Raw genomic sequence first — 14694 nt, 5'->3', positions numbered from 1 at the left:
CTAGCCCAGCCGCACCGACAGCAGGCCGGCCGACACCGCCGCGAGCACCAGCCCGGCCAGTCCGAACGCGCGGGACACCACCTGGGCCGACCGGGCGGTGCCGGCCAGCCGGTCGAGAACCTGGTCGCGGCGGTCGACGGTGAACACTTTTGGCGTCAGCACGGCCGGGTCGCGCTGTACGGAGCCGACCACGAACACTTCCCGGCCGATCGGCAGACGCGTCTCGGTCAGCCGGATCTCCTCGTACGACCGCATCTTGCCGACCAGCTTGGCCGGCACGTACGCCGGCACCGACGAGACCGACCGCACATAGTTCACGGTGACCGCCTGGTCGGCCACCCGCGCGTCGACCAGCACGTGTCCACTGCCGTCCCCGATCGACGGCAAGCCGGGTGCGGCGAACACCCCGAGTGCGTCCCACCCGGTACGGTCATCGGAGTCGCGTGACGGGTACCGGTCCACCCTGACCTGCCACCAGGCGCAGTCCTGCCCACTGACCGGCCCGGCCATCGGTCCGTACGGGCCGGACCCGGTGATTCCCTGCCCCGCGACCCGGCGGGTGCCCGGCCGCCAGGACCCGATCGGCGTCATCGGCGTGCCGGCGATGAGCCGATGGGAGCGTCTATCCCCCGCCTTGACACCCCACAACACGAGCGCGGCGATCATCAGTAACAAACCACCGACGAGCGCTGCCGTCAGAAACGTGAGCACGCCATCAAGGTAGGGACACCGGTCCACCCTCCGCCAGACGCGCACGCACCTCGGCGGCCTGCTCGGTGTGCCCGAGCCCGTCCAGGATGTCGGCCAGCGTCCGGTACGCCCGGAGCAGCGGCACGGTGAACACCTCCGGCGACCGCTCGGCCAGCCCGGTGAACGTCGAGATCGCCTCGTTGACCGCCTGCAGAGCGCCCGGCAGATTGGCCCGCAGGGTCACACACACCCAGGCGTACGCCCACAGCGACGCGGCGAGCCCCGGCCGGTAGGTCCCGGGGTCGATCTCGGCCATCCCCCGGTAGATCTCGACGGCTTCCCTGGCCGCGGCCAGGGCTTCCCGGCGACGTCCGACCCGGGCTCGGACGCTACCCAGGTTGGTCAGCGTCAGTGCGAGGTCACGCAGATGTTCCCCCGGCCGGTCGGCGGCCAGCTGCCGTTGCAGATCGACCGACTCCTCGGCGGCCGCCACCGACGCCTCGTGCCGGCCGGACCGGGTCTGCAGCGCACCCAGGTTGTTCAGCGACGCCGCGAGCTCGCCCAGATGAGCCACCCGATCGACCGCCACCAGTTCCCGGCGCACGGCCACAGCCTCCTCGGCCGCGGCCACGGCCTCCTCGAGGCGGCCCGCGTCCGCGTGGAGTTCGGCTTGATCGTCCAGACCGGACGCCTTCTCGAGCAGCCGGCCCGCATCAGCTTGCATCTCCACAGCCTAAACCCGGCCGCGGGACTGACGGGATGACGACATCGTGCGACGGCGTCACCGAGCCGACAGCAGTTGCGTTGCCACGCAACGACTATGGCCTCACCTGACGAACCCGGAGGCCACGATGACAAGTCCCGGTTGGTTGCTCGGCAGTCTGATCGCCTTGGCCGGCCTGGCCGTCCTCGCGGCGATCATCTACACCTTCCTCAACCGCGCCCAGCCCGACGCCGGCGCCGGCATCGTGCGGCCGCTCCTCGCGCTCATACTGGTCGGCGGCCTCATCATCCTCGCCGGAGCCTCCTTCGCCTCGGACGCCGACGCCGAGACCCGCAACCTCCTGATCGGCGGCATCGTCGCCAGCGCCTCCGGGGTCGTCGCCTTCTACTTCGCCTCCCGGGTGGCCGACGAGGCCCGCAAAGACCTGCTGAAAGCCACCATGGGAACCGACACGGTGCCCGACCTCTCCACCATGACCGTCGACCAGGCGAAGGCGGCGATGGTCGCCGCGCCGTTCAGCCTCGTCATCCCGCCCGGCGCTCAGCCCGCCGACCCGATCAAGAGTCAGCAGCCACCGGCCGGCACCGACGCCCGGCGCGGCTCATCGGTGACGGTAGAGGTGTGAACCCGGCATGGAAGCGCTCATCGGCCTGTTTGGTGTTGCCGTCGGCTGGCTTCTCGGCTATCTGACGGACCGGCAGAAGCAACGGGCGGAAGCCAGGAACGCCGCCAAAATCATCTACGCGGAGATACTCGGCAACCAGTCCGCACTTCAACGCCTGATCCACTCCGAAGGAAGAACCGCCGAGGTCACCATGCGCCGGCTCGCCTGGGATACGTACGGCGTGACGCTGCTGCGCATCGCGGACGACGCCACACTGGCCGCGGTCGTGAACAGCTACAACCTCGTCGACCTGGTTCCGGCGACCGTCAAGTACTTCGGGGACCGGTACGACGCCGCTTTGACCGATCTCAGAGGTGCCCGCGACGAGCTCCGAGACGGCCCCGCGAGCGCGGAAAGAGGTCAGGAGCTCGCCGCTGACATCAAGCGCGAAGTCGGCTTCTTGGCATTGATCGACGACAGCCGGAAGGGCTTTCTGGCCGACGTGAGCGAGAGAGATGTCGCCGCTCTGGCCGAGGCGTCCAAGCTGGTACGCCGCCTGTTCGAGAAAAACGCGAAGTAGCACGTCAGGGCCCGCCGACACGCGCCCGGGTCAGGCCGTACTCGTCGGACGGGGCCGGTCGGCCGAACAGGAAGCCCTGGGCGCGCCGGTAGCCCAGCTCGTGGAGCCGGTCGGCCTGGGCGGGGGTTTCGACGCCCTCCGCGACCGCCTCGGCGTTCATGCCCTGGGCCAGCAGCAGGACGGCCCGCGCGATGACGTCCGAGTCGACGAAGGAACGGTCCAGCTTGATCTGATCGACCGACAGCCCGGCCACGGTGGTGAGGGTGGACGATCCGGTGCCGAAGTCGTCCAGGGACAGCCGTACGCCCTGGGCCCGGATGCCGTCCAGGTTCGTCCGGGTGGCTCCGCCGCCGACCACCGTCGTCTCGGTGATCTCGAGGATGAGCCGCCGGGCCGGCAGTCCGCTGGTGCGCAGCGCCTTGGCCACCTCGTCGGCGAAGCCGGCCACCTGGAGCTGGCGCCCGGAGACGTTGACCGAGATGCTGCCCGCCTGCTCGCCCCAGTCCGCGGCCTGCCGGGCCGCCCGGTTCAGCACCCAGCGCCCGAGCGGCACGATCAGTCCGCTCTCCTCGGCCGCGGCGATGAACGCGCCCGGACCGATCAGCCCGTCGGCCGGGTGCCGCCAGCGGACCAGCGCCTCGAAGCCGGTGGTCCGGCCGTCGGGCAGGCTCACGACCGGCTGGTAGTGCAGGATCAGCTGATCGTCGTCGATCGCGGTGGTCAACGCGTCGATCAGCCGGCGTCGGTCCGAGCCACGAGCCTCCATTCCCGTACGGAAATGCTGGTGTCCGCCTTTGCCCCGGTCTTTCGCCTCGTACATCGCGATGTCGGCCTGGCGCAGCAGTTCGCCCGGGTCGTCGCCGGGGCCGCCGGTGGTCACCCCGAAGCTGGCCCGGACGCTGAGCAACTGGCCGTCGGCCTCGACCGGAACCAGCAGCGACTCGCAGATGCGCACCACCACACGGTCCACAGCGTCGGCGGCCAGCCCTGGCAGCAGCAATGCGAACTCGTCACCGCCGAGGCGGGCCACCGTGTCCTCCGGCCGTACCCCGGCGCGCAGCCGCTCGGCCACCGCCACCAGCAACGCATCGCCGACGGCGTGACCGAGGGTGTCGTTGACGATCTTGAAATCGTCGAGGTCGATCAGGACGATGCTGACCGGTTCGGCGCCGTCGACGCTCGCGGCCACCCGGCGGCCGTAGAGCACCCGGTTGGCCAGCCCGGTGAGGGCGTCGTGGGTGGCCTCGTGGCTCAGCTTGTCCTGCACCGTACGGGTCTCGGAGACGTCCCGGACGTTGCTCACCCGGCCCCGGATGCTCGGCTCGTGCAGCAGGTTGGTCGTGACGAACTCCAGCCAGCGCCAGCTGCCGTCGGCATGCCGGCAGCGGGCCTCCAGGGTCATCGTGGCGCCCTCGGTGGCCATCAGCGTGCGCAGGCCGTCGCGGAGGGCCGGGAGGTCGTCGGGGTGGGTGTGGTCGGCGAGGCTGGTGCCGATCAGCCCCGCGGGGTCGTACCCGAGGACACGCGTCACCGCCGGGCTGATGTAGCGCAGCGCCCCGTCCGCCTCGGTGATCACGGTGATGTCGTTGGCGTTCTGCACCAGCAGCCGGAACCGGGCCTCGCTGCCCCGGACCTCGTCGGTCAGCCGGACGTTCTCGCGGAAGGCCCGCAGCTGGCGCCCGGCCACGATCGCGGTCAGGAGCACCGCGCCGACCACGACCAGCAACCGGTCGGGCTGGTCGGTCGCCACCACGTAGACCAGCAGAAGGTCCACCGCGCCGACCGCGAGGTAGGGCAGCACGCTGAACGGCCGGGCCCGAGTCGCGATCGCCGACTGGGCGGCCGTGCTGTCGCTCAACTGTTGCCGCGCGGCGAGCGCGATGGTGAAGCCGGCCAGCGGGATGCTCAGCAGGAAGGAGTTCATCTCGCGGTCGTGCGACAGCGCGGTCGAGATCGCCGTTCCGAGCCCGCCCGCGACCGCACTCACGCCGATCATCCGCACCGCGCCCCGCGACAGCGAGTCGCTGCCGGTCAGCGTCACCTTGACCGCCAGGAAGACACCGAGCAGCCCCGCGCCGAACAGAGCGGACGTGATCACGACGTCGGCGGCGCCGGCATCACCGAGGGACAGGATCCGCAGGATCGCGAAATGGGCCAGGAACACCACGGCCGAGGTCATCAGGATGACGATGTCGAGCCACAGCGCGACCCGCCCCGACCGGGTACGCCCGGCGATAGGCAACCGGAACATGGCGGTCAGCATCACGACGACGCCGCATCCGTGGACAACGTCAGCGGCGGCCTCGAACAGACCCACGTGGGTGACCGCGAGCACGGCCCGGAACACCATCGCCGTGCCGATCAGGGCCAGGGCGCAGGCCGCCAGCCGCCAGAAGGACCGGGCGGCGGCCGGGACGTGGTCCGCCCTACTGGCCTGCCAGGTGACCGGCACGTAGAACAGGCTGGTCAGCACGATCAGGGCCCAGCTGACCGGAGGCGGAACCGCCCACACGGCCGCATCCAGGCCGAACAGCACCACCGACAGCCCCGTGGACACCGCAAGCAACACCATGGGACGACTGGCCCAGACACGCACCGGGACGGTCGTCGTCATAGTTCCTCCGGCCATCCACAGGACGCTCTGCAACGCTCAGATCGGCCGAGCCGGCCGGAATCTGAGCGTTCGGTCAACGCTTGCGGATCTCGTCGGCCGCTTGCGGTACCACCGTGAACAGATCACCCACCACGCCGAAGTCGGCCAGCTCGAAGATCGGCGCCTCCGGGTCCTTGTTGACCGCCACGATGGTCTTGGACGTCTGCATCCCGGCCCGGTGCTGGATCGCCCCCGAGATGCCCAGCGCCACGTAAAGCTGCGGCGACACCGTCTTCCCGGTCTGCCCCACCTGGAACTGGTGCGGATAGAAACCCGAGTCGACCGCCGCCCGCGAGGCACCCACCGCACCCCCGAGCAGGTCGGCCAGTTCCTCCACGAGCGTGAAGTTGGCGGCATTCCCGACGCCGCGGCCACCGGAGACCACGATCGAGGCCTCGCTCAGCTCGGGCCGGGCCCCCTTCGGCTCGGCCACCCGCTCGACCACGGTGGCCAGCTTGTCGCTGTCGCTCACCGTCACGTCCAGCGCCGTCACCACGGGATCGGCCGCCGAGGGCGACGGCGTGACCGAGTTGGCCCGGACGGTCACGATCGGCAGCCCCCGGGTGACCCTCGACCGCACGGTCCCCGACCCCGCGAACACCACCTGCGTGGCCGTACCGTCGGCCGCCACGTCGACCGCGTCGGTCAGCAACCCGTTGTCCAGCTTGACCGCCAGCCGCCCGGCGATCTCCTTGCCCTCCTGTGTCGAGGCCAGCAGCACCGCCGCCGGCGACACCTGCCGCACCAGCGACGCGACCACCGTCGCCTTGGGCGCCACCAGATGATCCCGGACAGCCGGATCCGATGCGACGTACACCTTCGACGCCCCGTATTCACCGAGCTTCGCGGTGTCGGCGTCACCGAACACCACCGCCGACACGTCGCCCATCCCGCGCGCGATCGTCAGCATCTCCAGCGTGACCTTCTTGACGCCCGCCTCGACGACAACCAGCACCTCAGCCATGACAGCCCCCTCAGACGAATTTCCCGGCGGCCAGATAGCCGGCCAGTTGCGTGCCACCCGCGCCGTCATCGACGACCTTCGTGCCCGCCGACCGCGGCGGCCGCGGCGAGAACTCGAGCACCGCGCTGGTCGGTTCCTCCGGTGTCAGACCGAGATCGGCGATCGACACCGTACGGACCGGCTTCTTTTTCGCCGCCATGATGCCCTTGAAGGACGGGTAGCGCGGCTCGTTGATCGTGTCCCACACGCTCACCACGGCCGGGGTGGGTGCCGTCACCACCTCGTATCCCTCGTCGGTCTGGCGCTCCACGGTCAGCCGCGCGCCGTCGACGGTGAGCTTGCGGGCCCCGGTCAGCGCCGCGATCCCCAGCCGCTCGGCCAGCATGTGCGGCATCACCTGCACCCGGCCGTCGGTCGACTCGGCCCCGCACAGGACGAGATCGGCGTTCACCGTACGCAGGGCCGCTGCCAGCACTGTGGAGGTGTTCACCGCGCACGACCCGGCCAGCGCCTCGTCGGTCACGTGCACGGCCTCGTCCGGGCCCATGGCCAGTGCCTTGCGGATCGATTCGGCCGCGTGGGCCGGTCCCATGGTCAGCACCGTCACGGTTCCGCCGTACGCCTCCTTGAGCTTGAGCGCCTCCTCGATGGCGTACTCGTCCATCTCGTTGATGACGTTGCCGGCCGAGGCCCGCTCCACGGTCAGATCGGCGCCGAGCGTGCGCGCCGCGCCGCTGTCGGGCACCTGTTTCACCAGGACGACGATGTTCATCTCAGACTCCTCCGTTGAGTGTGCGGCCGCCGTCGAGGGTGAGCACCTGCCCGGTGATCCAGGCGGCGTCGTCACTGGCCAGGAACGCCACGGCGGCGGCGACGTCCTCCGGGGTGCCGAGCCGGCCCAGCGGATAGCCGGCGACGACCTCGTCCTCGCGGCCGTCGAACATGGCCCCGGCGAACCGGGTGCGCACCACGGCCGGGGCGACGGCGTTGACGCGTACGTCCGGGGCGAGCTCGGCCGCCAGTTGCTGGGTCAGGTGGATGAGGGCGGCTTTGCTGGCCCCGTACGCACCCAGCTTCTCGGCCGGTCTCAGCCCGGCCACCGAGGCGACGTTGACGACGGCCGCGCCCGGCTTCCACACCTGGCGCGCCGCGCCGACCCAGGCCAGCGCGGCCAGCACGTTGACCTCGAAGATCTTGCGGACCGCGCCCGGGTCGGCCTCGAACAGACCCCCGTACGCGGGGTTGATCCCGGTGTTGTTGACGAGCACGCCGGGCGGCCCGAACCGGTCCGTGACCGTCCGGATCACCTCCTCGCGATGTCCGGCGTCGTCGGCCGCCCCGGCGATCCCGATCGCGTTCGGGCCGAGCCGCTCGACCGCCTCGGCCAGCGCGTCCGGTTTACGGGCGGTGACGCAGACCCGGCCGCCCTCGTCGACGATGCGCCGGGCCACGGCCAGCCCGATGCCCCGGCTGGCCCCGGTGACCACGGCCGTGCGGCCCGCGAACCGGCCGCTCACATCGAGATCCCGCCGTCGACCGGCAGCACCGTACCGGTGATGTAGCCGGCCTGGGCCGAGGCCAGGAACGCCACCGCGGCGCACATCTCGGACGGTGCGGCGAATCGGCCCATCGGGATGGCCGCGGCCAGCTCCGCCTTCTTGGCGGCGGGGATCGACTCGATCATGCGGGTCTCGGCGTTGGGTGACACCGCGTTGACGGTCACGCCGAAGCGGGCCAGTTCCTTGGCCGCGGTCTTGGTGAAGCCGATGATCCCCGCCTTGGCCGCCGCGTAGTTGGCCTGCCCGACGTTGCCGTGCAGCCCGGTGTAGGAGGTGACGTTGACGACACGGCCGTACTGCTGGGCCCGGAAGTGGGGCACGGCGGCCCGGGTCAGCCGGAACGTGCCGCCGAGGTGCACGGCCAGCACGGCGTCCCAGTCGTCGTCGGTCAGCTTCCACAGCACCTTGTCGCGCAGGATGCCGGCGTTGTTGACGACGATGTCGAGCCGCCCGGTCTCGTCGACCGCGCGCCGCACCGCCGCCTCGACGTCGGCGGTGCTGGTGATGTCGGTCTTGTCCGCCCCCAGGACGTCGAGCGCGTAGACCGTGGCGCCGGCCGCGCGGAAGTACCGGGCGATCTCGGCGCCGATGCCCAGTGCGGCGCCGGTGACGATCGCGGTGCGGCCCGCGAAGTCGAAGGTGACGTCAGAGTCCGAGGTCACGGCCGATCAACTCCTTCATGATCTCGTTGGATCCGGCCCAGATCGGGGTGACCCGGGCGTCCTTCCAGGCCCGGGCGACCCGCTGCTCGTTCATGTAGCCGTAGCCGCCGTACAGCTGGACGCAGTGGTCGAGGATCTCGTTCTGCGTCTGGGCCGACCACCACTTGGCCTTGGCCGCCTCGACCGCGGTCAGCTCCCCGGCGGCGTGGGCGACCACGCACTGGTCGACGTACGCGCGGGTGACGTCGGCCTTGGTGACCAGTTCGGCCAGCAGGAACTTGTTGTGCTGGAACGAGCCGATCGCCTGACCGAACGCGTGCCGCTCGCCCGCGTACACGATCGTCTCGTCGAGGATCTGCCGGGCGTGCGCGATGTTGGCCACGGCGGCACCGATCCGTTCCTGCGGCAGCCGTTGCATCATGTGCGCGAAGCCGCCGTCGAGCTCGCCGATCAGCTGGCCCGGCGGCAGCCACACGTCGTCGAAGAACAGCTCGGCGGTGTCCGCCTCGGGCTGCCCGACCTTGTCGAGCTTGGGCCCGGTGGTGAAGCCGGGCATGCCGCGCTCGACCACGAACAGACTGATGCCCTTGCCCCGCGCGCCCGGCGTGGTGCGGGCCGCGACCACGACCAGGCCGGCCGAGTATCCGTTGGTGATGAACGTCTTCGACCCGTTGAGCACCCAGCCGTCGTCGCGGCGGACGGCGCTGGTGCGCAGCGCGGCCAGGTCGGAGCCGGCCGACGGCTCGGTCATCCCGATCGCGGTGACCGTCTCGCCACTGGCCACCCCGGGGAGCCAGCGTTCGCGCTGCTCGGGTGTGGTCAACTCGACCAGGTAGGGCGCCACGACGTCGAAGTGGATGCTCAGCGACGACGCCAGGGCCATCGTCTGCTTCGCCAGCTCCTCGATCAGCACGGCCTGGTAGCGGTAGTCGCGCTCCTCGCCCAGGCCCAGCTCGAGGAAGCCCTGCCGGCCCGCGGCCAGCCAGAGGTCCCGGGTGATGCCGGGGCCGTGGCGGCGCAGGAACTCGCGTACCGAGTCGCGGAACAGCTCGTGGTCCTCGGTGAACGGGCGGCGCGGCATCAGGCAGCCCGCCGGATCAGGGCGGCCAGGGCCTGGCCGCCACCGATGCACATGGTGACCACGCCGAGTTCGAGGTCGTGCCGCTTGAGGTGCTTGGCCGCCCGGAGGGTCAGCATGGCGCCGGTGGCGCCGACCGGATGGCCGAGGGCGATCGCCCCGCCGTACGGGTTGACCTTCTCCGGGTCGAGCTTGACGTCGCGGATCACCGCCACCGCCTGCGCCGCGAACGCCTCGTTGAGCTCGATCACGTCGACGTCGTCGGGCGTGGTCCCGGTCCGGTCGAACAGCTTTCGCAGCGCGAGCACCGGCGCGTACCCCATGAAGGAAGGGTCCATCGCTGCCGTCACCACCGCCTCGATGGTGGCCAGCGGGGTCAGCCCGCGGGTGTCGGCGACCGATGACCGGGTGAGCACCACCGCCGCCCCGCCGTCGTTGATGCCGGACGAGTTGCCGGCCGTCACCGAGCCGTGCGGGCGGAACGCGGGCCGCAGCGCGGAGAGAATCTCGAGCGTGGTCGCCGGTCGTGGATGCTCGTCGGTCGTGACGACCCGGCCGCGCACCTCGACCGGGACGATCTCGTCGGCGAAGGCGTCGCCCGCCCGGGCCGCCCGCTGCTGCGAGAGCAACGCGAACTCGTCCTGCTCGGGCCGGGAGACGCCGTAGCGGTCGGCGACGTTCTCCGCCGTCTCGCCCATGTGCAGCCCGCGGATGGGGTCGGTGAGCATCGACAGCGTGCCGTCGATCAACGTGCGGTCGCCGAGCCGGGTCGAGCCGCGCGGCCCGAAGTCGTAGAACGGCATGCGGCTCATGCTCTCGTCGCCCCCGGCCAGCACGAGATCGGCCGCGCCGCAACGGATCTGCATGGCCCCCGACCAGATGGCCTGCAACCCCGATCCACAAAGGCGGTTCACCGTGTACGCCGGCACGCTGCTCGGCAGCCCGGCCGCGAGGGCCACCCGGCGGGCGTTGAACGCGTCGCCGGCCACCTGCCCGATGCAGCCCATCACGACCTCGTCGATGTCCGCGCCCGGCACCCCGCTGCGCTCCAGGGCGGCCCGGGCCGCGACGGCGCCGAGCTCGTGCGCCGGTACGTCCTTGAGCACGCCACCGAAGTCGCCGATCGGGGTGCGGGCCCCGTCGAGCAGAACGATCTTGTCGGTCATTGCCGCCTCCGAAACTAAGCGATCGCTTAGAAACCGTTGATGAACAGGTAACATGTGCGGCCGTAGGGCCGTCAATGGAGGAGAGGAAACTGGGGACTATGTCTCAGGACACCGGCCGGGCGCCGCGGGGCAACGCGCGCGGTGAGCTGGCCCGGGTGAGACTGCTCGAGGCGGCCCTGGAGTCCTTCGCCCGCAAGGGATTCCACGGCACCAGCACCCGCGACATCGCCGAGGCGGCCGGCATGAGCCCGGCCGCCGTCTATGTGCACTACCCGACCAAGGAACAGCTGCTGTACGAGCTGTCGCGGGCCGGCCACCACAAGGTGCGCAGCCGCATGGACGACGCCGTCGCGCGGCACACCGAGCCCGCCGACCGCCTGCGTGAGGTGGTCCGCGAGTTCGCCGCCTGGCACGCCCGGTCCCAGGTGCAGGCGCGCGTGGTGCAGTACGAGATGGCCGCGCTCGACCCCGGTCACGCCGCCGAGATCGCCGCCCTGCGCCGTGACATCGAGACGCTGATGCGCCGCCTGCTGATCGACGGCCACGACGCCGGCGTGTTCCGGGTCGACGACCCGCCCATGACCGCGCTGGCCATCCTGTCGCTCGGCATCGACGTGGCCCGGTGGTACCGCCCCGGCGGCGAGTGGTCACCCGAGCGGATCGGCGACCAGTACGCCCGGATGGCCCTCGATCTCGTGCACTACGCCCCGAAGGCACCCCCGTCGCGCAGGCGCTCCCGGTCGTCCGGCGCGTAGCCGAGCAGGTCGCCGAGCACGTATTCCCGGGCCTCGTCGCGCTCCGGGGCCGGCCGGGGCACGGGACGCTCGGCACCGACCCGCACCGGGGACGCGATCGACCGTACGGTGCCGAACCGGTCGTGTCTGGTCTCGACGATCATGTCGCGGTCGGCCAGATGGGGCTCGGCCAGCGCCGCCGTCAGCCCGTTGACCGGGGCGCAGGGAATGCCGGCCGCGTTCAGCAGCTCCATCCACCGCTCGACCGGGCGCCGGACGAAATGCGCGTCGAGCACCTCGACCAGCTCGGCCCGATGCTCCAGCCGGGCCGGGAAGTCGGCGAACCGCGGATCGTGCAGGGCGTCGTCGCCGAGCAGCGCGGTCAGCCGGTCCCAGAACTTCTGCTTGGCACAGCCCACGATCATCCAGCCGTCGGCCGCCTCGAACGCCTGGAACGGCACGATCGACGGGTGGGCCGACCGGGCGTACCGCTCGCCCTCGTAGCCGGCGCTCATGGCCCAGGTCGCCTGGTAGGTGAGCATGGCGGCCGCGGTGTCGTACAGACTGACGTCGCAGTCCATCCCCCGCCCGTCCCGCCGGGCCGCGTGCACGCCGCTGACCAGGGCCAGCGCCGCCACGTAGCCACCGGTGTAGTCCACGAGCGACAGTCCGCTCTTGGTCGGCGGGCCGTCCGGATCGCCGGTCAGGTCCATCCAGCCGGTCAAGGCCTGGAACAGGTAGTCGTAGCCGGGTTGCGCGCGCCGCCGGCCGGTCATCCCGAACCCGCTCAGCGAACAGCACACGATCGCCCGGTTCACGTCCGAGAGCTGGGCGTACGTGAGCCCGAGCCGTTCCGGCACGTCGCCGCGCAGGTTGGAGTAGACCGCGTCGGACACCCGCACCAGGTCGTGGAAGACCTCGCGGCCGGCGTCGGTGGTCAGGTCGAGCGACAGGCTGCGCTTGTTGCGGTTGAACGTCTGGAAGAACAGCGAGTCGTCACCGTCGCGGTACGGCGGCACGTACCGGCCGACGTCGCCGCCCTCGGCCGGGTTCTCGATCTTGATCACCTCGGCGCCCAGCGCGGCCAGGTGCGACGACCCGAACGGGCCGGCACCGTACTGTTCGACCGCCACGATGCGGACGTCGGCCAGCGGCAGCATCAGTACCTCGACAGCCCGCCGGTGGCGCCGAGCACCTCGCCGGTCAGCATGCGGCTCTCGTCGGAGGCCAGGAACAGTGCGATGTTGGCGATGTCGGCCGCCTCGCCGACGCCGAACGGGTAGTTGTCGTAGCGGTCGGTGACCACCTTCATGGCCGCGTTGCCGTTGCCCTGCCGCTCGTGCACCCGACCGGTCTTGACGAGCCCCGGCGCGATCGCGTTGGCCCGGATGCCCTGGGCCGCGTACTGACCCGCGACCGCCTGGGTCAGGCTGATGATCGCGCCCTTGGCACTGGAGTAGATGTGCCAGGGCACGTAGCCGAGCAGCGCGGCCGACGACGAGAACGTGACGATCGAGCCGCCGCCGTTCGCGGCCATCAGCGGCACCGCGTGCCGCACCGAGTGCATGGTGCCGAGCACGTCGAGCCGGAACGTCCGGTCGAACACGCCCAGGTCGGCCTCGGTGATCGGACCGTCCTCGGGCACCGACCCGCCCGCGCAGGCGACGAGAATGTCCAGCTTCGACGCCTGACCGAGGGCCGCCGCGACGTCGCTCTCGACAGTCACGTCCGTACGGTGAAAATCTCCCCCGACGGAGGAGGCCAACTGTTTCCCGGCGTCCTCGTTGACGTCGAGCAGGTGCACCGAAGCACCCTCGGCCGCGAAGAGACGGGCCGTGGCGGCGCCGATGCCCGAGGACGCGCCGGTGATCGCGGCGACCTTGCCCGCGAGGCGGCCACTCATCGCGGAGCCAGCCGGGACGGGTGCCACAGCTTGGGGGCGATGTGCACCTCGACGTCGTGCACACCGTCCACCATGCATGCTGCATCCCTGATCTGCCGCTGCATGTCCTGATAGAACGCGCAGGCCGCGTCGGTCAGCACCACGGTGATGTCGACATGCCCGGCGTCCACGTCGATCTTCTCGATCAGCCCCATGTCGACCAGGTCGAGCGGGCGGCCCAGGGCCACGCTGCACGGGTCGATGATCTCCCGCAGCGAGGTCAGGATCTTGTCCTCCGTCGTCGTCGCCATCACGCCGCCTCCTTCTGCCGCAGGCTGGTCCAGGGCTTCTCCAGGTCGTGGGCCCGGCGCTGCTCGTACTGGTCGCCGGCGATCTTCGTGGCCGCCGCGCCGGGGTCGATGCCGTGCAGCTTCAGCGCGTTCAGGCCGAGGATCTTGCGCTTGATCTCGTCGGTGAGGTCGGGATAGCCGCGCTCCTCCTTGAGCCGCTGCGGCATCTCGAGCGCCGCGAACGCCTCGATCATCGGGCGCGGGTGGGTGATGTTGAAGCCGCTGGCGTACAGGATCTGGTCGACCGAACCCCAGTAGAGGAACTCGCCCAGCGCCTCGAGGAAGATGGCCGGCCGGTTGTTGAGGTTGCAGAACGTCGACTCGAGGTTCGCGTACAGGTTGGGGTGCCGGTGCAGCAGCACCCGGGTCTCGTCGAGGAACGCGAACCCGGCGTGCACCAGCTGGAAGTTGAGGTCGCGGAACCGCATCAGCGGCTCGTCGATGTCCGACACCTTGAAGTTCTCGATGCTGGACGGGCCGATCGGGATCGCCTTGTGGATGGCGATGTTCTTCAGGCCGAGGTCACGGGCCGCCTCGAGCAGCGGGGTGGCGAAGTCGGGGTCGTTGAGACGCCAGCCGATCGACTTGCCGTCGTAGTAGAACGCCGGGTAGAGCTTCAGCCCGTCGACATGGAACTCGCGGACCTGCCATTCCAGCTCACGGATGGCGGCGTCGGTGTCCCTGGTGTTGATCGTGGCGTAGAGCAGGAACCGGCCCGGGTTGGCGTCGCGCAGCGCGGCCATCTTGCGGATGTCGGTCAGCGGTCCCTGGCTGAACCCCAGGTTGGGCAGCGCGTGCAGCACCCCCATGTCGGTCTGCGACTCGGCGAACAGCGCGCCGGTCAGCCCGTCGAGGTCGAAGTCGCTGATGAACTCGTCGCGTTCCATCAGGTATTCGGTCTTCTGCTCGCCGGTGTAGAGCCGGTGATGGTGGTACATGCCGGCGATCTGCCGCTGCTGGTTGGGGTCGGTGCCGTTGTTGGCCTCGCCCATGTCGTACGGGTGGACGACGGAGTCCACCACGAACATGCCGTTGATCATGAAAGCTC

16 protein-coding genes are annotated in these 14694 nt (G+C 70.6%); 3 read left to right on the top strand and 13 right to left on the bottom strand.

The genetic code is table 11. The features are described 5' to 3' along the window. Both KOI35_RS27240 and KOI35_RS27235 read right to left on the bottom strand, forming a co-directional pair. A complete protein-coding gene (locus KOI35_RS27240) occupies positions 1 to 711 on the bottom strand; it encodes a hypothetical protein (protein ID WP_215791460.1) in 711 nt (236 codons plus the stop codon). Between the two features lie 4 nt (positions 712 to 715). Further along, positions 716 to 1414 (bottom strand): tetratricopeptide repeat protein, encoded by a 699-nt coding sequence (locus KOI35_RS27235; protein ID WP_215791459.1) that lies wholly within the window; start codon positions 1412 to 1414, stop codon positions 716 to 718. A 127-nt stretch (positions 1415 to 1541) separates the two neighbouring features. Here KOI35_RS27235 and KOI35_RS27230 point away from each other — a divergent pair, with 127 nt between their 5' ends. Next, positions 1542 to 2039 carry a PASTA domain-containing protein gene (locus tag KOI35_RS27230; RefSeq protein ID WP_215791458.1) on the top strand — a complete coding sequence of 166 codons (498 nt, stop codon included), beginning with the start codon at positions 1542 to 1544 and terminating at the stop codon, positions 2037 to 2039. A 7-nt stretch (positions 2040 to 2046) separates the two neighbouring features. Then, positions 2047 to 2598 carry a hypothetical protein gene (locus KOI35_RS27225; protein WP_215791457.1) on the top strand — a complete coding sequence of 184 codons (552 nt, stop codon included), beginning with the start codon at positions 2047 to 2049 and terminating at the stop codon, positions 2596 to 2598. A 4-nt stretch (positions 2599 to 2602) separates the two neighbouring features. On the opposite strand, the gene KOI35_RS27220 is transcribed toward KOI35_RS27225, so the two are convergent. From KOI35_RS27220 to KOI35_RS27190, 7 genes are all read right to left on the bottom strand, one after another. Further along, entirely contained in the window at positions 2603 to 5212 is a 2610-nt protein-coding gene (locus KOI35_RS27220) for a putative bifunctional diguanylate cyclase/phosphodiesterase (RefSeq protein WP_215791456.1), read from the bottom strand. A 73-nt stretch (positions 5213 to 5285) separates the two neighbouring features. Beyond that, positions 5286 to 6215, bottom strand: coding sequence for an electron transfer flavoprotein subunit alpha/FixB family protein (locus tag KOI35_RS27215; RefSeq protein ID WP_215791455.1), 930 nt, complete (start codon positions 6213 to 6215; stop codon positions 5286 to 5288). A 10-nt stretch (positions 6216 to 6225) separates the two neighbouring features. After that, positions 6226 to 6987 (bottom strand): electron transfer flavoprotein subunit beta/FixA family protein, encoded by a 762-nt coding sequence (locus KOI35_RS27210; RefSeq protein WP_215791454.1) that lies wholly within the window; start codon positions 6985 to 6987, stop codon positions 6226 to 6228. Between the two features lies 1 nt (position 6988). Beyond that, positions 6989 to 7732 (bottom strand): SDR family oxidoreductase, encoded by a 744-nt coding sequence (locus tag KOI35_RS27205; protein WP_215791453.1) that lies wholly within the window; start codon positions 7730 to 7732, stop codon positions 6989 to 6991. Beyond that, positions 7729 to 8436: an SDR family oxidoreductase gene (locus KOI35_RS27200; protein WP_215791452.1), complete on the bottom strand. Its 708-nt coding sequence runs from the start codon at positions 8434 to 8436 to the stop codon at positions 7729 to 7731. Before KOI35_RS27200 ends, KOI35_RS27205 begins: the two co-directional genes overlap by 4 nt. Next, complete coding sequence (locus KOI35_RS27195) at positions 8420 to 9517, bottom strand: acyl-CoA dehydrogenase family protein (RefSeq protein WP_215791451.1); 1098 nt, start codon at positions 9515 to 9517, stop codon at positions 8420 to 8422. Before KOI35_RS27195 ends, KOI35_RS27200 begins: the two co-directional genes overlap by 17 nt. Continuing rightward, positions 9517 to 10680, bottom strand: coding sequence for a thiolase family protein (locus tag KOI35_RS27190; protein WP_215791450.1), 1164 nt, complete (start codon positions 10678 to 10680; stop codon positions 9517 to 9519). Before KOI35_RS27190 ends, KOI35_RS27195 begins: the two co-directional genes overlap by 1 nt. Before the next feature lie 98 nt (positions 10681 to 10778). On the opposite strand from KOI35_RS27190, the gene KOI35_RS27185 reads away from it, so the two are divergent. Continuing rightward, positions 10779 to 11435: a TetR/AcrR family transcriptional regulator gene (locus KOI35_RS27185; RefSeq protein ID WP_215791449.1), complete on the top strand. Its 657-nt coding sequence runs from the start codon at positions 10779 to 10781 to the stop codon at positions 11433 to 11435. Here KOI35_RS27185 and KOI35_RS27180 read toward each other — a convergent pair. The 4 genes from KOI35_RS27180 to KOI35_RS27165 are packed head-to-tail and all read right to left on the bottom strand — an operon-like array spanning position 11381 to position 14686. Next, positions 11381 to 12574 carry a CaiB/BaiF CoA transferase family protein gene (locus tag KOI35_RS27180; protein WP_215791448.1) on the bottom strand — a complete coding sequence of 398 codons (1194 nt, stop codon included), beginning with the start codon at positions 12572 to 12574 and terminating at the stop codon, positions 11381 to 11383. The genes KOI35_RS27185 and KOI35_RS27180 overlap by 55 nt on opposite strands. Continuing rightward, positions 12574 to 13317, bottom strand: a complete 744-nt coding sequence (locus KOI35_RS27175) for an SDR family NAD(P)-dependent oxidoreductase (RefSeq protein WP_215791447.1) — start codon at positions 13315 to 13317, stop codon at positions 12574 to 12576. The genes KOI35_RS27180 and KOI35_RS27175 overlap by 1 nt, the downstream gene beginning before the upstream one ends. Further along, complete coding sequence (locus KOI35_RS27170) at positions 13314 to 13607, bottom strand: metal-sulfur cluster assembly factor (RefSeq protein ID WP_215791446.1); 294 nt, start codon at positions 13605 to 13607, stop codon at positions 13314 to 13316. Before KOI35_RS27170 ends, KOI35_RS27175 begins: the two co-directional genes overlap by 4 nt. Beyond that, positions 13607 to 14686, bottom strand: coding sequence for an amidohydrolase family protein (locus KOI35_RS27165; protein WP_215791445.1), 1080 nt, complete (start codon positions 14684 to 14686; stop codon positions 13607 to 13609). Before KOI35_RS27165 ends, KOI35_RS27170 begins: the two co-directional genes overlap by 1 nt. Between the last annotated feature and the right edge of the window lie 8 nt (positions 14687 to 14694).

This window comes from Paractinoplanes bogorensis, assembly GCF_018829635.1.
GTDB lineage: Bacteria > Actinomycetota > Actinomycetes > Mycobacteriales > Micromonosporaceae > Actinoplanes > Actinoplanes bogorensis.
The sequence above is the reverse complement of the archived record's forward strand: the minus strand, read 5'-3'. Positions and strand labels throughout refer to the sequence as shown.